Genomic DNA, 20,921 nt, shown 5'->3' with positions numbered 1-20,921 from the left:
CAAATGGTTTTTCGCACGTTAAAGAGAGGGGGGAAAGATAATGAATGGATTGCAGAACTTGTTCTCCAAACAAGATGATGTTCATTCGTTAATAGCCGGCATCGATGAAGGGCTTAAGGAGCAAATCGTCTCAGGTCTCACAGGTTCCTCGAGATCGCTATTGCTGGCTTCCGTATATGAAAAGACGAATAGGCCTATTTTATTGGTTACCCATAATTTATTGCAAGCACAAAAATTCCATGAGGACTTATCAAGTTTCATTCCTGAGGAAGAGTTATATATATATCCAGCCAATGAATTGATTGCGGCTGATTTGAGTGTTGCAAGCCCGGAATTAAGGGCCCAACGTGTTGAGGCATTGAATTTTTGGGCAGAGGGAAAGAAAGGGATTGTCATTGCCCCGATTCCTGGGGTGCGTCGTGTGCTTCCTCCAAAGGATATTTGGAAGAGGCATCAGCTAGCGTTTAATCTAGGGGAAGACATCGAGCTTGAACCTACGCTTAATAAATTCATTGCCATGGGTTATAACCGGTCTGAAATGGTTGCTTCTCCAGGTGAATTCAGTATCAGGGGCGGTATCATCGATATTTACCCGATCACCGAACCTAATCCAATACGAATTGAATTATTCGATACCGAAATAGATTCAATAAGGACTTTTTCAAGTGAAGATCAGCGATCCATCGAAAAACTCAAGAAAGTGACGATCGGTCCCGTCAGTGAGGCTTTGCTAGAGACGGAGCATATCGAAAGAATCATAACTAGGCTCGAGAGCGGATTAAGTAAAAGCTTGAAGAAACTTAAGGACGAGAAAACCAAGGAACAGCTGGTCCAAACGATCAGTTATGAACTTGAACAGCTGAAAATGGGGAATATACCCGACAAAATTTTTAAATACTTAAGTTTAGCGTATGAAGATCCAGCTAGTTTAATAGATTATTTACCGGTAAATGGTTTGGTTTTCTTAGATGAAATCAGTAGAATCCAGGAAATCAATGATTCTTTGGAAAAGGAAGAGGCTGGTTGGTACACGGACCTTTTAAGTCAGGGACAAATTATCCATGACATTAAATTGGCTCATCCCATGCAGGAATTAATAATGAAATCCAGCAGGCCGTTTGTATACCTTTCATTGTTTTTACGGCATGTACCGCATACGAATCCTCAGAATATCCTGAATTTTGCCAGTAAACAAATGCAAAATTTCCATGGACAGATGAATGTGTTCAAAGCTGAACTGGAACGTTGGAAAAAAGGGAAATATACAGTCGTCATACTTGGACAGGATGAAGAACGGGTAAAAAAGCTGCATTCGGTTTTAGCCGACTATGATATAGAGGCAGCAGAACTGTTTAATGCTGACAGCATCCTTCCAGGTAAAGTACAGATTTTACGCGGCAGTCTGAATAGCGGCTTTGAATTGCCTATGCAAAAATTCAGTATCATCACGGAAACGGAATTGTTTAATAAGAAGTCAAAGAAATCGGTACGGAGACAGAAACTATCGAATGCAGAACGAATCAAGAGTTATTCCGAACTGAAGATCGGTGACTATGTCGTTCATGTTAACCACGGTATCGGTAAATACTTGGGTATTGAAACCCTTACAATAAATGGGGTCCATAAAGATTACCTGAATATTCGTTATCAAGCGGATGACAAATTGTATGTTCCTGTCGACCAAATTGATCTTGTCCAAAAATATGTCGGTTCTGAAGGAAAAGAGCCGAAGCTTTATAAGCTAGGCGGTACGGAATGGAAACGTGTCAAAAGCAAGGTTCAATCATCCGTTGAGAACATTGCCGATGATTTAATCAAGTTATACGCAGAAAGAGAAGCGGCAAAGGGCTATGCCTTTTCACCTGATGGTGATATGCAGAGGGAATTCGAAACATCATTCGCTTATAACGAAACGGAAGATCAATTACGTTCCATAGTCGAAATCAAAAAGGATATGGAACGGGAACGGCCGATGGATCGTTTATTATGCGGCGATGTTGGTTATGGGAAGACAGAGGTGGCGATCCGGGCCGCTTTTAAAGCCATAATGGATGGGAAGCAGGTTGCGTTTCTAGTTCCGACCACAATCCTTGCCCAGCAGCATTATGAAACATTAAGGGAGCGTTTTCAGGATTATCCGATTTCGATTGGCCATATGAGCCGCTTCCGGACTAAAAAGCAGCAAACGGAGACGATAAAAGGATTGAAGGCCGGCACGGTGGATATTGTGGTTGGCACGCATAGGATTTTATCCAAAGATATCGTGTACCGCGATTTGGGATTGCTTATCATTGATGAAGAACAGCGCTTTGGCGTTACACATAAGGAAAAGATCAAACGGTTAAAAACTAATGTGGATGTACTGACTTTGACTGCGACACCGATTCCGAGGACCCTTCATATGTCGATGTTGGGCGTGAGGGATCTGTCCGTCATCGAAACTCCGCCTGAGAACCGGTTTCCGATCCAAACTTATGTCATGGAGTATAATGGCTCATTGGTAACGGAAGCGATAGAACGGGAATTGGCCAGGGGCGGTCAGGTTTATTTCCTTTACAATCGGGTAGAGGATATAGCAAGAAAAGCAGAAGAAATTTCCATGCTTGTTCCCGATGCCCGCGTCACCTATGCTCATGGGCAAATGACAGAGCAAGAACTGGAAGCCGTCATGTTCGGCTTTTTGGAAGGCGAATATGATGTTTTGGTAAGTACAACCATTATAGAGACGGGTGTTGATATCCCGAATGTCAATACGCTTATCGTGAATGAAGCGGATAGAATGGGACTTTCACAGCTCTATCAGCTGCGTGGCCGTGTAGGTCGATCCAATCGGGTGGCATATGCATTCTTCACTTATAGGAAAGATAAAGTGTTGACGGAAGTGGCAGAAAAGCGTCTTCAATCCATTAAGGAATTTACAGAATTGGGTTCAGGATTCAAAATCGCGATGCGTGATTTATCCATCAGGGGAGCTGGAAACATTCTAGGGGCTCAACAACATGGCTTCATCGATTCTGTTGGTTTTGATCTGTATTCACAAATGCTGAAAGAAGCGGTGGATGCGAAACGCAATGACCAACAAGTCGAAGAGAAGAACACACTGGAAATTGACGTTGAAGTGGATGCTTATATCCCTGATGCCTACATAATGGATGGACATCAGAAAATAGAAATGTATAAAAGGTTCAGAGGTATCGCTTCACTTGAAGAAGTGGAAGAATTACAGGATGAAATGATCGATCGTTTCGGAGAGTATCCAGAAGAGGTTTCCTATTTATTCATGATTGCCGAAATGAAGGTATATGCTGAAAAGGCCGGAATTGAAAGCATTAAACAATTAAAGCAGGAAATCAGCATTCTCCTTAGGGAAAAGGTCAGCAGCGATGTGGATGGACAAAAAGTGTTCGAGCTGGGATCGAAGTATGGCCGTATGGTGGGCTTCGGCATGGACGGCAATCGAATGAAGCTGGTCCTGCACATAAAAGGCGTGGAACAAAGCAAATGGCTCAATATCTTATTTGAGATGGCCAAGGGTTTACAGTATGTAAAAAAAGAGACGCAAGCCACTAAAAACTAGAATTGATGATTGTCCTCTTGAAGAAATTTTTTTAGGTACCATGGTAAAAAAATGCAACAAAAAGAAAAATTTTTTCAAAGTGCATAGAACTTACCATTAGAAAAATACTAAGTACAATAGCTGGTGATGATTTTGCTACAAAATGAGGATTTATCAAATCAATTAGATGAAAGTGAGGCAACATTAGATGAAAGCAACTGGTATCGTTCGCCGAATTGATGATTTAGGAAGAGTCGTCATCCCGAAGGAAATTCGCAGGACACTCCGTATTCGTGAAGGAGATCCACTGGAAATATTTGTGGATAGAGATGGTGAAGTCATCCTAAAGAAATACTCTCCAATTAGTGAATTAGGCGATTTTGCAAGGGAATATGCAGAAGCACTATATGATAGCCTTGGAAACCCAGTTATGATTTGTGACAGGGATACTTACATTGCGGTGGCAGGCGGCTCCAAAAAAGAATACTTAAACAAAAGTGTTAGTGACCTAGTGGAAAAGATCATGGAAGAAAGAAATCCTGTTTTGGAGTCTCCGAACGGACAAGTCTCATTCGTTGATTCCAATGATGAAGAGGTCCAATCTTATACTGCAGCTCCGATCATTGCGAGTGGCGACCCGATTGGTGCCGTCTTGATTTTCTCTAAAGACAGCACCATTGGTGAAGTGGAACAGAAATCGGTTGAAACAGCAGCAAGCTTCCTAGCTAGACAAATGGAACAGTAACCTTGGACATGCATTTATATCTTAAAAGATGGAAAGGGCAGCATTCGCGCTGTCCTTTTTGCACTTTCTAAAAAAGAAACGGATATGGAAAATGATTTACAGTATTGCTGGGATTGAAAAATAACCATTAGAATTATGCTATAATAACTACCACATATGAGTGAAAAGGGGAAAGAGAATGGCTGAAAAGCCTAATAAAACATCAAATGAACTTTTTCGAGGTGCGCTGATTTTGAGCGCTGCAGCGATTATCGTAAAAGTTTTGAGCGCGGCCTATCGTATACCTTATCAGAACATTGCGGGTGACATCGGGTTTTATATCTATCAACAGGTTTATCCCTTCTACGGGGTTGCTTTTACATTATCGACAATCGGCTTTCCGGTAGTCATATCCAAACTTATTGCAGAACGGGAGTCTTCCAAAAATAACTTTGCGGTCAAGGACATATTAGTGACATCATTCGTCGTCTTAAGTTCGATAAGTGTCATGATGTTTGCTGCACTATTCCTTGGCGCCGATTGGATTGCAGGATGGATGAAGGATCCGCATTTAGCCGGTCTGCTGAGGATCGTTGCCTATTCCTATTTATTAATGCCGATTTCTTCTGTATTAAGAGGCTATTTTCAAGGAATAAACGACATGTTACCGACGGCAAGTTCGCAGGTCGCTGAACAGTGCATCCGGGTATTGACGATTCTGGTCCTTTCCACAATATTCGTGCATCAGGGCTACTCTGAATATGTTGTTGGCAAGGGGGCGGTCCTCGGTTCGATAACAGGCGGCATTACTGGCCTGGTACTGCTTATTGCTTTCGTTATTTTAAGAGAAGAATGGAAGCTTTTTTTACGAATGAGAATCAAACCGGTGAATTTCATCAAAATTTCCAAAGCCCTGGTTTTCCAAGGGTTGGCCTTTTGCATTACTGGTTTGATCCTTATCTTGTTTCAGTTTGTCGATTCACTGCACCTGTATTCCCTGCTAAGGGAAACGGGGATGGGGGAAAGGGAAGCCAAAGAATGGAAAGGGGTATATGATCGAGGACAGCCTTTGCTTCAGCTAGGTACAGTCGTGGCTAATTCTTTTGCATTGGCGCTAGTACCTGTCATATCCGGATTCGTTCAGAGTAAAAGTCAACTTGAATTATTGAATAAGATCAAATTGGCGCTTCGTGTAAGTGCGACGATCGGAGTCGCTGCTGCGATCGGGCTGGTGGTGACGATGAAGCCTGTCAATCATATGCTGTTCACTGATGTTAAAGGGACGATTACTTTAGCAATATTCTCTTTATCGATTTTATTCACATCCCTCATAATGGCGGAAGCGGCAGTGATTCAAAGTTTAGGTCATTCGTTCGTGCCGGTGATCATCACGATTGTGGGGGTGGGCAGCAAGTGGGCTTTGAACCTTGTTCTGGTGCCCCATTACAAAATCGCGGGAGCAGCCTCGGCAACAGTACTTGCGTATATGATCATGACGGTATTATTTTATGTGGTATTGAAAGTACATATCAAAAAGACATTAATTGAAAAGCGGCATGTGCTAATAATCCTGAAGAGTACGGTTTACATGGGTGCGGCGGTTGTTTTATTCAATTGTTTATTCGAATGGATGTCCTCAGGCGATAGCCGGTTGTTAGCTACGGTCCAAGCTTTGATCGGTGTAGGGATCGGTGCAGCCGTGTTTGTGATGACCGCCCTTCGTGCAGGCTTATTTGGTGAAGAAGAACTTTCACTTATACCTGCAGGTTCAAAGCTTAAACGATTTATAATAACGAATAGGAGTATACGAAATCATGAATGAGATTACGATAATAGGCCTTGGTGCCGGGGATTTAGAGCAGCTTCCACTAGGGATTTATAAAAAATTGGTTCAAACGGAACAATGCTACGTCAGAACGGCTGATCATCCGGTAATCGGGGATTTGAAAAGAGAAGGAATAAATTTCACGGCGTTTGACGGGATATATGAAAAGCATGACCAATTTGAAGACGTATATGAAGAAATTGCCGAAACATTATTACACGAGGCCTCGAACCGTTCCGTTTTATACGCAGTTCCGGGGCATCCCATGGTTGCGGAAAAAACGGTACAGCTTTTGCTTGAAAAGGGTCCGGCTCTTGGAATAGCCATTAAGCTCGAAGGCGGGCAAAGTTTCCTTGACCCATTGTTTCAGGCTGTTAGGATCGATCCAATTGAAGGGTTTCAGCTATTGGATGGAACGGATCTTTCACCGGATGATTTACACATTACCCAGCATATGATAATCGGACAGGTGTATGACGCATTCAGTGCATCCGATGTGAAGCTGACTTTGATGGAAAAGCTACCGGATGACTACGAGGTATATATCGTAACTGCGGCAGGCAGCAGTCAGGAAAAAGTGACAAAATGCGCCCTCTTCGAACTCGACCGCCAGATGGAGTTAAGTAACTTGACGAGTGTTTATGTACCGCCCGTTAAAGATGAAGCTTTACGATATAGGGAGTTTTCTAAGCTGCGGCGGGTCATCGCAGAACTTAGAGGTCCTGACGGATGTCCGTGGGATAAGAAACAAACTCATGAAAGCTTGAAGAAGTATCTAATAGAAGAAGCATATGAGCTGATTGATTCCATCGATGAAGGTGACGATGAGGGTATGGTTGGTGAACTTGGGGATGTCCTGCTTCAGGTGATGCTTCATTCACAAATCGGTGAAGATGAGGGCATGTTCACGATAGATGATGTGATTGAAGGCATTACGGCAAAAATGATTCGGCGCCACCCACACGTATTCGGAGATGTTGAAGTGAACGGTGAGGAAGATGTATTGGTGAACTGGCAGAAAATCAAAGAAGATGAAAAGGGGGGCGAAACAAAAGCTCTGAAATCCATACTGGATGGTATTGAGAAATCGCTGCCCAACTTACTTCGGGCCGAAGAGTATCAAAAAAGGGCTGCGAAGGTTGGATTTGATTGGGATGAGGTTTCCGAAGCCTGGAAGAAGGTCCGGGAAGAAGTGCAGGAATTGGAAGAGGAAATATTAAGTCCGAACAGGGATGTCCAAAGAATAAAATCAGAGCTGGGCGACCTCTTTTTTGCGCTTGTCAACATTTCACGTTATTATGACATACAAGCGGAAGAAGCCGTCTACAAAGCAAACCAGAAATTCCACCAGCGTTTTACATATATAGAAGAGTGCATTCAAAGGGCAGATAAAAAATTTGAGGATTATACATTGGAAGAATTGGATTCATATTGGGATGAAGCAAAAGCTAAAGGACTTTAATTAAGGGAGAGATTTGAATGTCGATGAGATTGGATAAATTCCTAAAGGTTTCAAGGTTGATCAAGCGCCGCACACTTGCGAAAGAAGTTGCGGATAAAGGGAGAATCACGATTAACGGACAACAGGCCAAAGCAAGTTCGAATGTAAAAGATGGCGATGAGCTGACAGTAAGATTCGGTCAAAAGCTTGTTACGGTACGTGTCGATAAAATTCAAGAAACGACGAAAAAAGAAGCGGCTGCAGATATGTATACCATCGTAAAGGAAGAAAAGCTAGCGGAGGAGTAAGGACAGGCTTGGTTCTAATTCCACTCTTACGGACATACACTTGTACAAAATCAGTGGTACTGTGAGGGATGATAAAATGAGCCAATATATTGATCCGAATGCTGGTTACACAAAGGGAACGACCCAAGAGCATGATGTAACGATGAAAGGCCGCCGTTTACTTGATATTACCGGTGTCAAACAAGTCGAAAGCTTTGATAATGAAGAGTTTCTGCTCGAAACGTCAATGGGATTCTTATCTATCCGGGGCCAAAACTTGCAAATGAAGAATTTGGATGTTGATAAAGGCATCGTTTCCATTAAGGGAAAGATTTTCGACCTTGTTTATTTAGATGAGCAATCAGGGGAGAAAGCTAAAGGATTCTTTGGCAAGTTGTTCAAATGACCTTAACGATCCAATTTTATACGTTGCTTGCGATGATAGGCATGGGCAGTGGCTTTGGAGCTGCCCTGGATACGTATAGCCGGTTCCTGAATCGTTCAGAAAGGAAAAGGTGGATTGTATTCATCCATGACCTCCTTTTCTGGATCATTCAGGGTCTCCTTATTTTTTATGTTTTGTTTTTAGTGAATGAGGGAGAGTTTCGCCTCTATTTATTTTTGGCCTTATTATGCGGTTTTTCAGCTTATCAAGCACTTTTCAAAGGATTCTATCAACGTTTTTTGGAGTTTTTGATAATACTTGTGATAAAGTTGGCGAGATTTATAGCGAATTCGGTTCACATGCTGATATTTCTACCGATAAAATGGGTAATAGTATCCATATTAGCCATCATCATCGGGATAGGTAAGTTCATTTTGGCCTTATTAAAATGGGCGGGGAAAATACTTCTCTTTATTTTGAATGTATTCTGGAGACCATTAAAATGGATTCTGACTTATATATGGAATTTATTGCCGGTTTTTGTTACGAAAAACGTCGGGAAGTTTTATAATAAAGGAAAAGGGATTTTATTGAAAATAAAGAATTCTATATTTAGAACGCTAAATGGATGGAGAAATAAAAAGAAATGAGGAGCGATAAAAAATGAGTAGCCTGCGTAAACGGAAAGTGGCAAAAATAGAAAATCCCTACGTCGCTCAACAAGAGAAAAAAGTACAAACCGTAGAAAAAAAGAAGCGTGGTCTAATGCGTAGATTAACCCTTTACTCAGTTTTCGCCGCTGTCTTTTTGATTTTTGCCGTTTCCACCCTCATAACGCAAAATGTTGCACTGGATGAGAAAGTTCAGCAAAAGCAAGAATTGAAGGGAAAGTTAGCTGAATTGAAAAAAGACGAGACCCTTCTTAAAGAAGAAATCGTAAAGCTTAATGATGACGACTATATAGCAAAAATAGCAAGGCGGGATTATTTCTTGTCTGAAAAAGGTGAAATCATTTTTACCCTTCCAAAAGGGAAGGAAGATAGTGACTAATATTGACACTGTTTTTTTACTTTCGTTATAATATAGGGTGAAGAGATTTTTTTAACATTTCTAAGGAGGAACATTTTTTTTATGTCAATCGAAGTAGGCAGCAAGTTACAAGGTAAAGTAACAGGCATAACTAATTTTGGTGCATTTGTAGAGCTACCTCAAGGTTCAACCGGTCTTGTCCATATCAGTGAAGTGGCTGATAACTATGTCAAGGATATCAATGATCATTTAAAAGTGGGCGATACAGTTGAGGTGAAAGTCATCAACGTTAAAGATGGCAAGATTGGCTTGTCCATAAAAAAAGCGATAGACCGTCCTGAAGTTGAGCAAAAACCTGCATACACACCACGTCCGCGCCAAGGTAGAGGGAATGACAGCCGTTCCAAAGACTTCCGCTCGAAAGGAAATGGTTTCCAACCGAAAGAAAACTTTGAGCAAAAAATGGCTAAATTCTTAAAAGATAGCGAAGACCGCTTAACGACCCTAAAACGTAGCACCGAAACGAAACGGGGAGGTCGAGGAGGAAGACGCGGATAAAACTGCTGCTGAAAAATAATAGTTTAGCAACTTTTCCTGTGAAATTATTCATAGTGTAGATAAAGGCAAGCTTGCCGGCTTGTCTTCTTTTATTATAGTACGACATGAAAAAAGCGCCTCTGTACACTTACTGATATAAGTGTGCAGAGGCGCTTTTGGTATTTGATGACCCGTACGGGATTCGAACCCGTGTTACCGCCGTGAAAGGGCGGTGTCTTAACCGCTTGACCAACGGGCCAAAAGTTTCATGATAAAAGATAGCGGCAGAGGGGATCGAACCCCCGACCTCACGGGTATGAACCGTACGCTCTAGCCAGCTGAGCTACGCCGCCATAATGATAAGTGCTACTGAAGCACAAGTTATATCTTACATTCGTGAAGAAAAAATGTCAACAAAAATATTAAAGTTTGTCGGTTTCCATTTCTTGATTATTTATTCGGGTTATTTTCCGCAAAAATAACCTAAAAACTTTGCTTTTCTTCAAAAAAAAAAGAACACCCGTTTCTGTATTGGAAAAAATGGCACAAAAACCTGTATACAAATGATTATTCAAGAAGAATTTCGTCGAACGTTTTTCTTATCCGCTTATAAAATTCTGACAAAAAAATAGACAAGCCCTCTTTATAATAAAAATCACTAATACGAATGGGGTGTTGAAATGGAAAAAGTGGAAAGACCTATGATGGAACCTCTTGGAGATGTTCAGTTAAAAGAAGCGAAGGCAGGGGCCATCAATTGGATCCAACAACTGCAAATGAAGAGTGAAGACATATTCATAAAAAAAGGTATCTCTTTAGCAATCATCGGTTTTTTATTAGGAAGGGCTTTAATTCTTTCGCAGCTGGCACCATTTGGACTTCCGTTTTTCGCAGCCGTTTTTCTCATGAGACGTGATAGGGCTCCACTGGCTTTATTCGGATTGATTGCAGGTGGGCTGACCGTTCACTATTCGAATAGTTTAGTCATCTTTGCATCGGCGTTCCTGCTCCTGTTATTTCATAAGATCAAGAAGCCCGCCGTGGAAGGACAATTCAAGACGATGTCGATGTACGTCTTCGCTTCACTATTCCTGGTCAACCTGGCCGAGCAATATCTGGTATTTCGAACGATTCAGCTGTACGACTTGATGATGATAGGAGTAGAGGCGGGACTCGCGATGATTTTAACTTTAATCTTCATACAGTCCATCCCGATGCTGACCGTTAGGACAAAGTCCCAGTCATTAAAGACGGAGGAAATTGTCAGCATCATCATCTTGCTGGCTTCGGTGATGACCGGAACCATCGGCTGGATGATATACGATTTATCACTCGACCATATATTCTCGCGATACCTGGTCCTCCTCTTCGGGCTGGCGGGAGGGGCCGCCATAGGCTCCACTGTAGGTGTAGTTACTGGATTGATATTCAGTTTAGCAAGTATTGCCAGTCTATATCAAATGAGCCTTCTCGCATTTTCAGGGCTTCTGGGCGGACTGTTGAAGGAGGGAAGGAAGATAGGGGTTGCTAGCGGCCTCTTGATTGCTACATTACTGATAGGTTTATATGGTGAGGGCACCAATAATATTATGGTGACCCTTTATGAATCACTTATAGCTGTGGCCCTATTTATATTGACTCCGTCATCCATCATCAACAAAATAGCGAAACATATACCGGGAACAGTCGAGAATTCTGATGAACAGCAGCAGTATGCCCGAAAAGTGAGGGATGTCACCGCTCAAAGGGTGGAGCAATTCTCACATGTATTTGAGGCGCTCTCTAATAGCTTTTCCCAAGTGGATGAAAGGGGAAGACTGGAGGAAGATGAGAAAGAATTCGACTACTTCTTAAGTAATGTAACGGAAAAGACGTGCCAGCTTTGTTTTAAAAAGGAACAATGCTGGTCCAAGAACTTTAATACAACCTATGACGGCATGCAGGAAATCATGCTTCAATTAAGTGAAAATAATGGTCAGCTCCCCCAAAAAACTTCGAAAGAATGGGGGAAATATTGCAGTCGCGGGCCTCAGGTGATTGGGGCGATATCACAGGAGCTTACTTATTTTGAAGCTAACCAAAAATTAAAAAGGCAGGTGAAGGAAAGTCGGAAGCTAGTGGCGGATCAACTGCGGGGCGTTTCGGCAGTAATGGATGATTTTGCAAAAGAAATTCAAAGGGAAAGGAAGAATCATCATGTACATGAAGAATCCATTTTGGAAGCCATCCAGGATTTTGGCCTGCACATAGGCCATGTGGAAATATACAGTCTAGAACAAGGAAATGTTGATATAGAGATGAGTGTCCCATACTGCCAGGGCAGAGGGGAATGTGAAAAGTTGATTGCACCTATGCTTTCAGACATTTTAGGGGAAACGATAGTCGTTCATTCAGAAGAGTGTGCAACGTATCCAAGCGGGCAATGTGAGGTGATATTTAGGTCAGCAAAAAAATTCACGGTCGAAACGGGTGTGGCTCATGCTGCCAAGGGGGGAGGGCTTGTATCAGGAGATAGTTTTACGACCATGGAAATTGGCTGCGGCAAATTCGCAATAGCCATTAGTGATGGAATGGGAAATGGGGAAAGGGCCCATTTTGAAAGTACAGAAACATTGAAGCTGCTACAAAAATTTTTACAATCGGGAATAGAAGAAAAAATAGCCATTAAATCCGTAAACTCCGTATTATCTCTACGCACTACCGATGAAATATTTTCGACTCTTGATTTGGCAATGATTGATCTTCAGGACGCAAGGGCTAAGTTTTTAAAAATCTGTTCGATACCGAGTTTCATTAAAAGGGGGGATAGGATAATAAAAATTGAATCAAGTAACCTCCCTATGGGGATCATCCAGGATTTCGATGTTGATGTAGTATCAGAAGAGCTGAAGGCAGGGGATATATTAATCATGATGAGCGATGGAGTGTTCGATGGCCCCTCACATGTCGAAAATATCGAGTTCTGGCTAAAACGAAAAATCAAGGAAATGGAAACTGACGATCCGCAGGAAATCTCTGATTTAATATTGGAAGAGGTCATCCGAACGAAAGGCATCATAGATGATGACATGACAGTGGTGACATCGAAAATTAAGCATAACACACCGAAATGGGCATCCATTCCCGTTTCCCCAAAACGTAAAAAGGCCCAGTAGGGGCCGTTTATATATAAAATAAATAAAACCCAAAATGAGGTGGTGTAAATGGAAGAAGGATAAAAGGTAAAGGGATGAACTCTTTTCAATCATTCCGCTCCATGATATGACTTGATGTAATGTCTTTTGCGTATAATTTCCCCTTTTTTAGTCAATTATGGTAACAAATTGATAGGAAGGGAGAGCAAAACATGAAAGCAGGAACATTAAGACAGATTTTGCTTATAACCGACGGATGTTCAAATCATGGTGAGGAGCCGTCTGCCATGGCTGAATTAGCAAGGGAGCAAGGCATAACCATCAATGTCATAGGTGTAATGGAAAATGATGTGATAGATGAAAAGGGACTTAAGGAAATCGAGAAGATTGCTGGTTCAGGAGGTGGCGTAAGTCAAGTAGTCTATTCGCAGCAGTTGTCCCAAACCGTCCAGATGGTGACACAAAAGGCGATGACTCAAACAATACAGGGAGTTATCAATCGCGAACTTCAACAAATACTAGGAGATTCAAAAACGATGGAGGATCTTCCGCCGGATAAACGGGGAGAAGTGATGGAGGTGGTCGATGAGCTTGGGGAAACAAGCAAGCTCGAAGTACTGATTCTTGTTGATACCAGTGCAAGCATGAAACATAAACTGCCTACAGTAAAAGATTCCTTATTAGATCTTTCCCTTAGTATGAATGCAAGGATGGGTGACAGCCGTTTTTCCGTATTCGTATTTCCTGGGAAAAGAAATGACGTTGAAAAGTTGCTGGATTGGACCCCGAACCTCGAAGCCTTGACGGCAACTTTTCCTAAGCTCAGTACAGGGGGACTCACTCCGACAGGTCCAGCCATTCGTGAAGCTTTAACTCATTTCAATAAAAAACGTTCATTGAGGGGATTGTTATCACATGATGATGAACAATACTTTGAGGAATCAATGTAAACTTCTGCCTGGCAGTTTGGTCACTGGAAAATGGAATAAAAACCAGTACAAAATAATTAAGGAATTGGGGTGTGGAGCGAACGGGATCGTTTATTTGGTTGAAAGCGGAAATCGTCATTATGCTTTAAAGCTCAGTGATAATGGGACGTCCATTATTTCGGAGATGAATATCCTAAAATCCTTTTCAAAGGTCCAGGGGTCTACCCTTGGACCTTCCTTTTTGGAAGCGGATGATTTCATGAAAACAGGAAAGCAGCTCCCTTTTTATGTCATGGAATATATCCATGGACACGATTTTTTGCGTTTCATTGATAAGAAAGGGTCGTCATGGATTGGAGTCTTGATGCTTCAGCTTTTAACAAGCTTGTCTGCCTTGCATTCCAATGGCTGGGTGTTCGGTGATTTGAAACCCGAGAATTTGATCGTGACATCACCAGCCTATAAGGTACGGTGCGTGGATGTTGGCGGAACCACCTTGATCGGGCGGTCTGTTAAAGAATTCACCGAGTTTTTTGACAGGGGGTACTGGGGACTTGGATCAAGAAAGGCCGATCCGCAATATGACTTATTCGCTGTAGCAATGATTATAATCAATTCTGCCTATTCCGGACGTTTTCAGAAGAAAGGGGAGGGGTATAAACAGCTTAACGACTTAATTAAGCAGAAAAAGGAATTGCATCCATACAGGAAGATGTTGGATAAGGCGCTCCGCGGACAGTATGATTCGGCCATCCAAATGCGGGAGGATCTGGTAACGGTGCTAAGTAAGCAAAATCATTCGAGGAAAAAGGGCCCGAACCAGACAGCGACGGGTCAGCAGCAAACCGTGCAGCCTTCAACAAGACAAGCAAGAAGGTCCCAAAACCAATCAAAAAAGAAAAGCGGCGGTTTTTTTGAAACGTTTTTGCTGGTTGCCATCATATCGATGCTCTATGTTCTTTACATATATGAACAGTTGTTATGATATAGTTATTAGGTGAATGCCATGAAATGGTTGAAACCATTTCATGATTCAATCGTATAAAACTAATGCCTGTCCATAAAGAAGGAAGATTGTATGTTAAAGGAAAAAGTTCTGAGCACCATTTATAGAAACGAATTGATTAAGGAAAACTCGAAGTTGCTAATAGGTGTTTCCGGAGGACCGGACTCGCTGGTGCTTCTCCATATCCTTAAGGAAATTCAACCTCTTTTTCATTACGAGATGATTGTAGCAAGTGTTGACCATATGTTTCGTGGTGAAGAATCCTATGGGGATTATAAATATGTCGAGCATATTTGTGAACGGTGGGGCATTACATTTGAGGGAAAAAGGATCGATGTTCCTGCCCGGATGGAACAAACGGGGGAAAGTTCACAAATAACGTCAAGAAAGCTGCGTTTTGCTTTCTATGAGGAAGTGATGGATAAGCATCAAGCCTCCACGCTTGTCCTGGGGCATCATGGAGATGATCAAATAGAAACGATGCTCATGCGATTAACAAGAGGGGCGACAGGCAAGGCAAGAGCGGGTATTCCTATAAAGAGACGTTTTCATACAGGGGATCTGATCAGGCCTTTTCTTGAAATCACGAAAAGCCAAATAATCGAATATGCGGGCCTTCATGATATTGAACCAAGGTTTGATCCGAGCAATGAAACGGGTGTCTATGCAAGAAATCGTTTTAGACATGAAGTTCTTCCGTTTTTAAAGAAAGAAAATAGAAAGGTTCATGAGCATTTTCAACGATTCAGTGAAGAGCTATATGAAGATGAAGAGTTTTTTTTGAACCTGGTTTCAAGCAAAATGTCCGAGGTTTGGATCCAGCAGGATAAAGATCAAGCGGTTATTCAGATTGATAAGGTTCTCGCGATGCCTAAACCTTTACAAAGAAGGGCGATTCAACTAATATTAAACTATCTTTATTTGGAGAGACCTTCATCGCTTTCGGCATTACATATTGACCAACTTTTAGTTTTGTTTTTGAATCCTCAACCATCTGCAGAATTGCATCTTCCGGAGGGCCTTATTGCGGAAAAATCATATCAAACTTGCACGTTTAGATTTTTTCGGCAAAAAAGCCGTGAATATTCCCTAAAATTACAAATTCCCGGTGAGACTATTCTTCCGAATGGATATAAGATTAAAGCGCACTATATAAAAGAAGAAATTCCGGTACTTAGGGGAAATCATTCTTTTATTCTTCCCGAATCAGCTGTTCAGTTTCCGCTTACAGTCCGAACCAGGAATGAAGGCGAACGGATGGCCGTCAAGGGATTAGGTGGAACTAAAAAGTTAAAGGATATTTTTATTAATGAAAAGATCCCGATGCTAGAAAGAAATGTGTGGCCGGTCATCATCGATCAAACGGGAACGGCGATTTGGCTGCCCGGTTTAAAGAAGTCGAATGTTGAGCCGGATATAATTTCTGATGAAAAATCTTTAATTTACTTAGAATATAAAAAAGCTTAATTCTTCATGGGGGGCAATTAATTACAATGACCATGCAAAACGACATTGAAAAAGTTTTAATATCAGAGGAAGAACTTCAATTGAAAATAAGGGAATTGGGTGCGCAGCTAGAAGCGGATTACCAAGGTAAGTTCCCGTTGGCCATCGGAGTGCTGAAAGGCGCCATGCCATTTATGTCAGATTTACTGAAACGTGTGGATACACATCTTGAAATGGACTTTATGGATGTTTCGAGCTATGGTAACTCCACTGTATCGTCCGGTGAAGTGAAAATCATCAAGGACCTTGATACATCGGTTGAAGGCCGGGATATTTTAATCATCGAAGATATTATCGACAGCGGTTTGACTCTTAGCTATCTTGCGGAACTTTTCCGTTATCGAAAAGCAAAATCAATTAAAATCGTTACCTTATTGGATAAACCAACAGGCAGGAAAGTGGATATCACGCCTGACTATGCCGGGTTCATCGTTCCGGATGCATTTGTTGTCGGATATGGTCTTGATTTTGCGGAAAAGTATCGTAATCTCCCGTATATTGGCATATTGAAGCCTGAAATTTACTCGAATTAATCGTACCTGTTTGAAAGGGAAGACCAGATAAAAACAGCGGTGTTAAATTATTGTAATTCATTAATTTTATATGATAGTATTTACTATAGTTTGTTTACCCGTGGGAGGAGGTAAGGGATGAATCGGATCTTCCGTAATACCATATTTTATTTACTGATCTTTTTGGTCATCATTGGGATTGTAAGCATTTTTAATAATAACAATGAACCAACGGAGAAAATGACCCAAGATGAATTCTATAAGCATTTGGAGAATGGGGACGTTACTGCACTGACGATGCAGCCCGAAAGCAGTGTATTTGAAATCACAGGAAAGCTCAAAGGTTATGAGGAAAACAAATTCTTTGTGACGTACGTGCCTTTCAGTGAATATTCGCAAAGTCGGATAAATGATGCCGTAACCAAGTTGGATAAGGACATCATCACTGTGGAACCTCCAGAAAAAACAAGTGGCTGGGTGACATTTTTCACTTCCATCATTCCATTTGTAATCATTTTTATCCTCTTCTTCTTTTTACTTAACCAAGCTCAGGGCGGCGGTGGTGGCCGCGTCATGAACTTCGGGAAAAGTAAGGCGAAATTGTATAATGATGATAAGAAAAAAGTTCGCTTCAATGATGTTGCCGGGGCGGACGAAGAAAAGCAGGAACTTGTCGAGGTCGTTGAATTCTTGAAAGATCCTCGCAAATATGCCGAGCTTGGAGCCCGTATTCCTAAAGGGGTACTTTTAGTTGGGCCTCCTGGTACAGGTAAAACTTTACTTGCACGAGCAGTAGCTGGTGAAGCCGGAACTCCTTTCTTCTCAATCAGTGGTTCTGATTTCGTTGAAATGTTTGTTGGTGTCGGTGCATCCCGTGTTCGTGATTTGTTTGAAAATGCTAAGAAGAATGCACCATGTATCATCTTCATCGATGAAATTGATGCAGTCGGTCGTCAACGTGGCGCAGGTCTTGGTGGCGGTCACGATGAACGTGAACAGACATTGAACCAATTACTGGTGGAAATGGATGGTTTCGGTGGTAATGAAGGAATCATCATCATCGCTGCGACTAACCGTGCTGATGTATTGGATCCGGCATTATTGCGTCCGGGACGTTTTGACCGTCAAATAACGGTAGGCCGCCCTGATGTTAAGGGCCGTGAAGAAGTGCTGAAAGTGCATGCACGCAATAAACCATTAGCGGAAACAGTCGATTTGAAAGCGATCGCTCAGCGTACTCCAGGATTTTCTGGTGCAGATCTTGAAAACTTACTGAATGAAGCGGCGCTTGTTGCTGCCCGTCAAGATAAGAAGAAGATCGACATGTCCGATTTGGATGAAGCTTCGGATCGCGTTATCGCCGGACCTGCCAAGAAAAACCGTGTCATTTCCAAAAAGGAAAGAAATATCGTAGCGTGGCATGAAGCAGGCCATACCATTATTGGGCTGGTTCTGGATGATGCCGAAGTCGTTCATAAAGTTACGATTGTCCCTCGTGGTCAAGCCGGCGGTTATGCAGTCATGCTGCCGAAAGAAGATCGTTTCTTCATGACGGAACCTGAGCTAAAAGATAAAATCGTAGGACTATTGGGTGGCCGTGTAGCCGAAGAAGTTACATTCGGAGAAGTGAGTACCGGTGCGCATAACGACTTCCAGCGTGCAACGGGCATAGCTCGTAGCATGGTTATGGAATATGGAATGAGTAAGCTCGGACCGCTTCAATTCGGTAATTCTCAAGGTCAGGTCTTCCTAGGCCGCGATTTCAACAATGATCAAAACTATTCAGATGCAATAGCATATGAAATCGATCTTGAAATTCAACGTATCATCAAGGAAGCTTACGAAAGATGTAAGAAGATCCTTACTGAAAATCGTGAAAAACTTGATTTGGTTGCAAAAACCCTGCTTGAAGTGGAAACACTTGATGCGGAACAAATCAAAGGTTTATTCCATAATGGTAAATTGCCAGATCGGGATTATACGGCCCTGAATGGGAATTTAACCACTGATGATGTCAAGGTGAACATCAATAAGAAGAAGGAAGAAAAAGAGGCCCTATTAGATCCATTGGATAAAAGAGGACCTGAGGACCTTGAAATAACGGAGGAAGGATTGAATACTCCTCCAATCAAAGAAGGTGCACCTCAAGATCAGCCGCTTTCCTTCCCGAACGAAGACGACAATAAAAAGTCTTAATCGACTAAATTCAAAAGGGTATTTCCGCCTCGGAAATACCCTTTTCTTAACTTTTAAATTAATTATGATAAAGTTCCTGGGATACCTTCCGAAAAGTGCGACTAATAGCGTGGGAAATAACAGTGTGGTATGATGTTGGAGAATAATTTACCGGAGTGATGAAACGATGATTTTTGTATTGGATGTTGGGAATACGAATACCGTATTAGGCGTATACGATGAAGATATTTTAAAATATCATTGGCGAATTGAGACTAACCGTCACAAGACAGAAGATGAGTATGGAATGATCATAAAGTCTTTGCTGCAGCATGAAAGTCTTGCGTTTGATCAATTTGATGGAATCATTATTTCTTCGGTAGTTCCGCCAATTATGTTTGCGCTTGAACGCATGTGCAAAAAATACTTTGGAATTAAACCGCTTATAGTTGGACCTGGAATAAAAACTGGATTGAATATTAAATACGAAAATCCCCGTGAGGTGGGAGCGGACCGAATCGTTAATGCTGTTGCTGGCATTCAGGAATATGGAAGCCCTCTCATTATCGTGGATTTTGGTACGGCAACTACATATTGCTACATAAATGAGGATAAACAATACATGGGAGGAGCCATTGCCCCGGGTATAAATATTTCTACTGAGGCACTTTATTCAAAGGCAGCCAAACTTCCGAGAATAGAAATCAGCCGTCCGGAAGGGATTATTGGGAAAAATACGGTGTCCGCCATGCAGGCTGGCATTTTGTATGGGTATGTTGGGCAGGTAGAAGGAATCGTTAATCGAATTAAAGCGCAAAGTAATCTAGAACCAACGGTAATAGCGACAGGCGGACTGGCTACCTTAATTGCTAATGAGTCTACTGTTATTGACGTTGTGGAGCCATTTTTGACCTTGAAGGGTTTGCAGCTGATTTATAAACGTAATCGTGAGCAAGTGAAGAAGTAACACAAAGCATGAAAGGAGCAATATAAATGAAGGATTATCTAATAAAGGCGTTAGGTTATGAAGGACAGGTTCGTGCATATGCTGTTTCAACAACAGACACCGTAGGAGAAGCTCAGCGACGCCATTATACATGGCCCACTGCTTCGGCTGCCCTTGGACGGGCTATGACGGCAGGCGTTATGATGGGTGGAATGTTAAAAGGGGAAGAAAAGCTGACGATTAAAATCGAGGGCGGTGGTCCGATTGGTTCCATCCTGGTCGACAGCAATGCAAAGGGAGAAGTCCGCGGATATGTCACTCATCCGCAAACCCACTTTGATTTGAATGAGCAAGGTAAGCTGGATGTCAGGAAAGCGGTGGGTACCGATGGTTTGTTGACTGTTGTGAAAGATATTGGTCTTCGTGATTACTTTTCAGGGCAAGTACCGCTTGTATCTGGAGAACTGGGTGAAGATTTCACTTATTACTTTGTTACTTCCGAACAGGTGCCTTCATCAGTGGGGGTTGGGGTCCTGGTGAATCCGGATAATTCAATCCTTGCAGCGGGCGGATTTATCATTCAGTTGATGCCGGGTACATCCGATGATACGATTTCCAAAATCGAAAAAAGACTAAGCACGATTACTCCAGTTTCCAAGATGATTCAAAACGGCATGACTCCTGAAGAAATCCTAACCGAAATATTAGGTGAGGGAAATGTGAATATATTAGAAAAAGTGGATGTCCAGTTCTCCTGTCAATGTTCAAGGGAAAGAATTGCGAATGCATTAATCAGCCTGGGGCAGGCTGAGATTCGGGATATTATAGAGACAGACGGACAAGCGGAGGCGCATTGTCATTTTTGTAATCAGACCTACCAATTCTCTAAGGAACAACTTGAGGAACTGGAAGCAGAAACCAAAAAATAA

17 protein-coding genes and 2 tRNA genes are annotated in these 20,921 nt (G+C 42.0%); 17 read left to right on the top strand and 2 right to left on the bottom strand.

Going from position 1 to position 20,921, the window contains the following annotated elements:
* Positions 1 to 40: 40 nt before the first annotated feature.
* The 9 genes from mfd (at position 41) to A6755_RS00925 (ending at position 9,805) form a co-directional block, all read left to right on the top strand.
* The gene (gene mfd / locus A6755_RS00965; RefSeq protein ID WP_063589567.1) at positions 41 to 3,577 is read left to right on the top strand and encodes a transcription-repair coupling factor; all 3,537 of its coding nucleotides are present in this window, start codon (positions 41 to 43) and stop codon (positions 3,575 to 3,577) included.
* A gap of 187 nt (positions 3,578 to 3,764) precedes the next feature.
* Complete coding sequence (gene spoVT, locus A6755_RS00960; RefSeq protein WP_034316314.1) at positions 3,765 to 4,301, top strand: stage V sporulation protein T; 537 nt, start codon at positions 3,765 to 3,767, stop codon at positions 4,299 to 4,301.
* 178 nt (positions 4,302 to 4,479) lie between these two features.
* Positions 4,480 to 6,102 (top strand): putative polysaccharide biosynthesis protein, encoded by a 1,623-nt coding sequence (locus tag A6755_RS00955; protein WP_063589566.1) that lies wholly within the window; start codon positions 4,480 to 4,482, stop codon positions 6,100 to 6,102.
* Positions 6,095 to 7,567: a bifunctional methyltransferase/pyrophosphohydrolase YabN gene (gene yabN, locus A6755_RS00950; protein ID WP_063589565.1), complete on the top strand. Its 1,473-nt coding sequence runs from the start codon at positions 6,095 to 6,097 to the stop codon at positions 7,565 to 7,567. The genes A6755_RS00955 and yabN overlap by 8 nt, the downstream gene beginning before the upstream one ends.
* Before the next feature lie 23 nt (positions 7,568 to 7,590).
* Entirely contained in the window at positions 7,591 to 7,854 is a 264-nt protein-coding gene (locus A6755_RS00945; protein ID WP_034316386.1) for an RNA-binding S4 domain-containing protein, read from the top strand.
* A 76-nt stretch (positions 7,855 to 7,930) separates the two neighbouring features.
* Positions 7,931 to 8,239 carry a sporulation protein YabP gene (gene yabP, locus A6755_RS00940; RefSeq protein WP_034316308.1) on the top strand — a complete coding sequence of 103 codons (309 nt, stop codon included), beginning with the start codon at positions 7,931 to 7,933 and terminating at the stop codon, positions 8,237 to 8,239.
* Positions 8,236 to 8,868 (top strand): spore cortex biosynthesis protein YabQ, encoded by a 633-nt coding sequence (yabQ, locus tag A6755_RS00935; protein WP_063589564.1) that lies wholly within the window; start codon positions 8,236 to 8,238, stop codon positions 8,866 to 8,868. The genes yabP and yabQ overlap by 4 nt, the downstream gene beginning before the upstream one ends.
* 13 nt (positions 8,869 to 8,881) lie before the next feature.
* A complete protein-coding gene (locus A6755_RS00930) occupies positions 8,882 to 9,268 on the top strand; it encodes an FtsB family cell division protein (RefSeq protein ID WP_034316305.1) in 387 nt (128 codons plus the stop codon).
* Between the two features lie 81 nt (positions 9,269 to 9,349).
* Positions 9,350 to 9,805, top strand: coding sequence for a S1 domain-containing RNA-binding protein (locus A6755_RS00925; RefSeq protein ID WP_034316303.1), 456 nt, complete (start codon positions 9,350 to 9,352; stop codon positions 9,803 to 9,805).
* Positions 9,806 to 9,971: 166 nt separating this feature from the next.
* Here the strand turns inward: A6755_RS00925 and A6755_RS00920 are convergent.
* Positions 9,972 to 10,043 (bottom strand) — tRNA-Glu (locus A6755_RS00920).
* Positions 10,044 to 10,063: 20 nt separating this feature from the next.
* Positions 10,064 to 10,137 (bottom strand) — tRNA-Met (locus A6755_RS00915).
* Positions 10,138 to 10,464: 327 nt separating this feature from the next.
* On the opposite strand from A6755_RS00915, the gene spoIIE reads away from it, so the two are divergent.
* The 8 genes from spoIIE to hslO all read left to right on the top strand — a co-directional run bounded on the left by spoIIE (position 10,465) and on the right by hslO (position 20,921).
* Positions 10,465 to 12,939: a stage II sporulation protein E gene (spoIIE, locus tag A6755_RS00910; protein ID WP_034316302.1), complete on the top strand. Its 2,475-nt coding sequence runs from the start codon at positions 10,465 to 10,467 to the stop codon at positions 12,937 to 12,939.
* Between the two features lie 191 nt (positions 12,940 to 13,130).
* Positions 13,131 to 13,868: a VWA domain-containing protein gene (locus A6755_RS00905; RefSeq protein ID WP_034316300.1), complete on the top strand. Its 738-nt coding sequence runs from the start codon at positions 13,131 to 13,133 to the stop codon at positions 13,866 to 13,868.
* Positions 13,834 to 14,832, top strand: coding sequence for a protein kinase domain-containing protein (locus A6755_RS00900; protein WP_343929707.1), 999 nt, complete (start codon positions 13,834 to 13,836; stop codon positions 14,830 to 14,832). Before A6755_RS00905 ends, A6755_RS00900 begins: the two co-directional genes overlap by 35 nt.
* A gap of 93 nt (positions 14,833 to 14,925) precedes the next feature.
* Entirely contained in the window at positions 14,926 to 16,320 is a 1,395-nt protein-coding gene (gene tilS, locus A6755_RS00895; RefSeq protein WP_034316299.1) for a tRNA lysidine(34) synthetase TilS, read from the top strand.
* 32 nt (positions 16,321 to 16,352) lie between these two features.
* The gene (hpt, locus tag A6755_RS00890; RefSeq protein ID WP_034316382.1) at positions 16,353 to 16,892 is read left to right on the top strand and encodes a hypoxanthine phosphoribosyltransferase; all 540 of its coding nucleotides are present in this window, start codon (positions 16,353 to 16,355) and stop codon (positions 16,890 to 16,892) included.
* 117 nt (positions 16,893 to 17,009) lie between these two features.
* Positions 17,010 to 19,067 carry an ATP-dependent zinc metalloprotease FtsH gene (ftsH, locus tag A6755_RS00885; RefSeq protein ID WP_084737279.1) on the top strand — a complete coding sequence of 686 codons (2,058 nt, stop codon included), beginning with the start codon at positions 17,010 to 17,012 and terminating at the stop codon, positions 19,065 to 19,067.
* Positions 19,068 to 19,233: 166 nt separating this feature from the next.
* The gene (locus A6755_RS00880) at positions 19,234 to 20,013 is read left to right on the top strand and encodes a type III pantothenate kinase (protein WP_034316297.1); all 780 of its coding nucleotides are present in this window, start codon (positions 19,234 to 19,236) and stop codon (positions 20,011 to 20,013) included.
* Positions 20,014 to 20,039: 26 nt separating this feature from the next.
* Complete coding sequence (gene hslO, locus A6755_RS00875) at positions 20,040 to 20,921, top strand: Hsp33 family molecular chaperone HslO (protein ID WP_034316295.1); 882 nt, start codon at positions 20,040 to 20,042, stop codon at positions 20,919 to 20,921.

The organism is Peribacillus frigoritolerans (genome assembly GCF_001636405.1).
GTDB classification, from domain to species: domain Bacteria; phylum Bacillota; class Bacilli; order Bacillales; family DSM-1321; genus Peribacillus; species Peribacillus frigoritolerans.
This window is presented reverse-complemented; position numbering and strand designations above follow the sequence as displayed.

Excerpts from the sequence above, each read along its gene's own strand:
- mfd (WP_063589567.1), top strand. The coding sequence starts at position 41 with ATGAATGGATTGCAGAACTTGTTCTCCAAACAAGATGATGTTCATTCG.
- spoVT (WP_034316314.1), top strand. The coding sequence starts at position 3,765 with ATGAAAGCAACTGGTATCGTTCGCCGAATTGATGATTTAGGAAGAGTC.
- A6755_RS00955 (WP_063589566.1), top strand. The coding sequence starts at position 4,480 with ATGGCTGAAAAGCCTAATAAAACATCAAATGAACTTTTTCGAGGTGCG.
- yabN (WP_063589565.1), top strand. The coding sequence starts at position 6,095 with ATGAATGAGATTACGATAATAGGCCTTGGTGCCGGGGATTTAGAGCAG.
- A6755_RS00945 (WP_034316386.1), top strand. The coding sequence starts at position 7,591 with ATGAGATTGGATAAATTCCTAAAGGTTTCAAGGTTGATCAAGCGCCGC.
- yabP (WP_034316308.1), top strand. The coding sequence starts at position 7,931 with ATGAGCCAATATATTGATCCGAATGCTGGTTACACAAAGGGAACGACC.
- yabQ (WP_063589564.1), top strand. The coding sequence starts at position 8,236 with ATGACCTTAACGATCCAATTTTATACGTTGCTTGCGATGATAGGCATG.
- A6755_RS00930 (WP_034316305.1), top strand. The coding sequence starts at position 8,882 with ATGAGTAGCCTGCGTAAACGGAAAGTGGCAAAAATAGAAAATCCCTAC.
- A6755_RS00925 (WP_034316303.1), top strand. The coding sequence starts at position 9,350 with ATGTCAATCGAAGTAGGCAGCAAGTTACAAGGTAAAGTAACAGGCATA.
- spoIIE (WP_034316302.1), top strand. The coding sequence starts at position 10,465 with ATGGAAAAAGTGGAAAGACCTATGATGGAACCTCTTGGAGATGTTCAG.
- A6755_RS00905 (WP_034316300.1), top strand. The coding sequence starts at position 13,131 with ATGAAAGCAGGAACATTAAGACAGATTTTGCTTATAACCGACGGATGT.
- A6755_RS00900 (WP_343929707.1), top strand. The coding sequence starts at position 13,834 with ATGATGATGAACAATACTTTGAGGAATCAATGTAAACTTCTGCCTGGC.
- tilS (WP_034316299.1), top strand. The coding sequence starts at position 14,926 with ATGTTAAAGGAAAAAGTTCTGAGCACCATTTATAGAAACGAATTGATT.
- hpt (WP_034316382.1), top strand. The coding sequence starts at position 16,353 with ATGCAAAACGACATTGAAAAAGTTTTAATATCAGAGGAAGAACTTCAA.
- ftsH (WP_084737279.1), top strand. The coding sequence starts at position 17,010 with ATGAATCGGATCTTCCGTAATACCATATTTTATTTACTGATCTTTTTG.
- A6755_RS00880 (WP_034316297.1), top strand. The coding sequence starts at position 19,234 with ATGATTTTTGTATTGGATGTTGGGAATACGAATACCGTATTAGGCGTA.
- hslO (WP_034316295.1), top strand. The coding sequence starts at position 20,040 with ATGAAGGATTATCTAATAAAGGCGTTAGGTTATGAAGGACAGGTTCGT.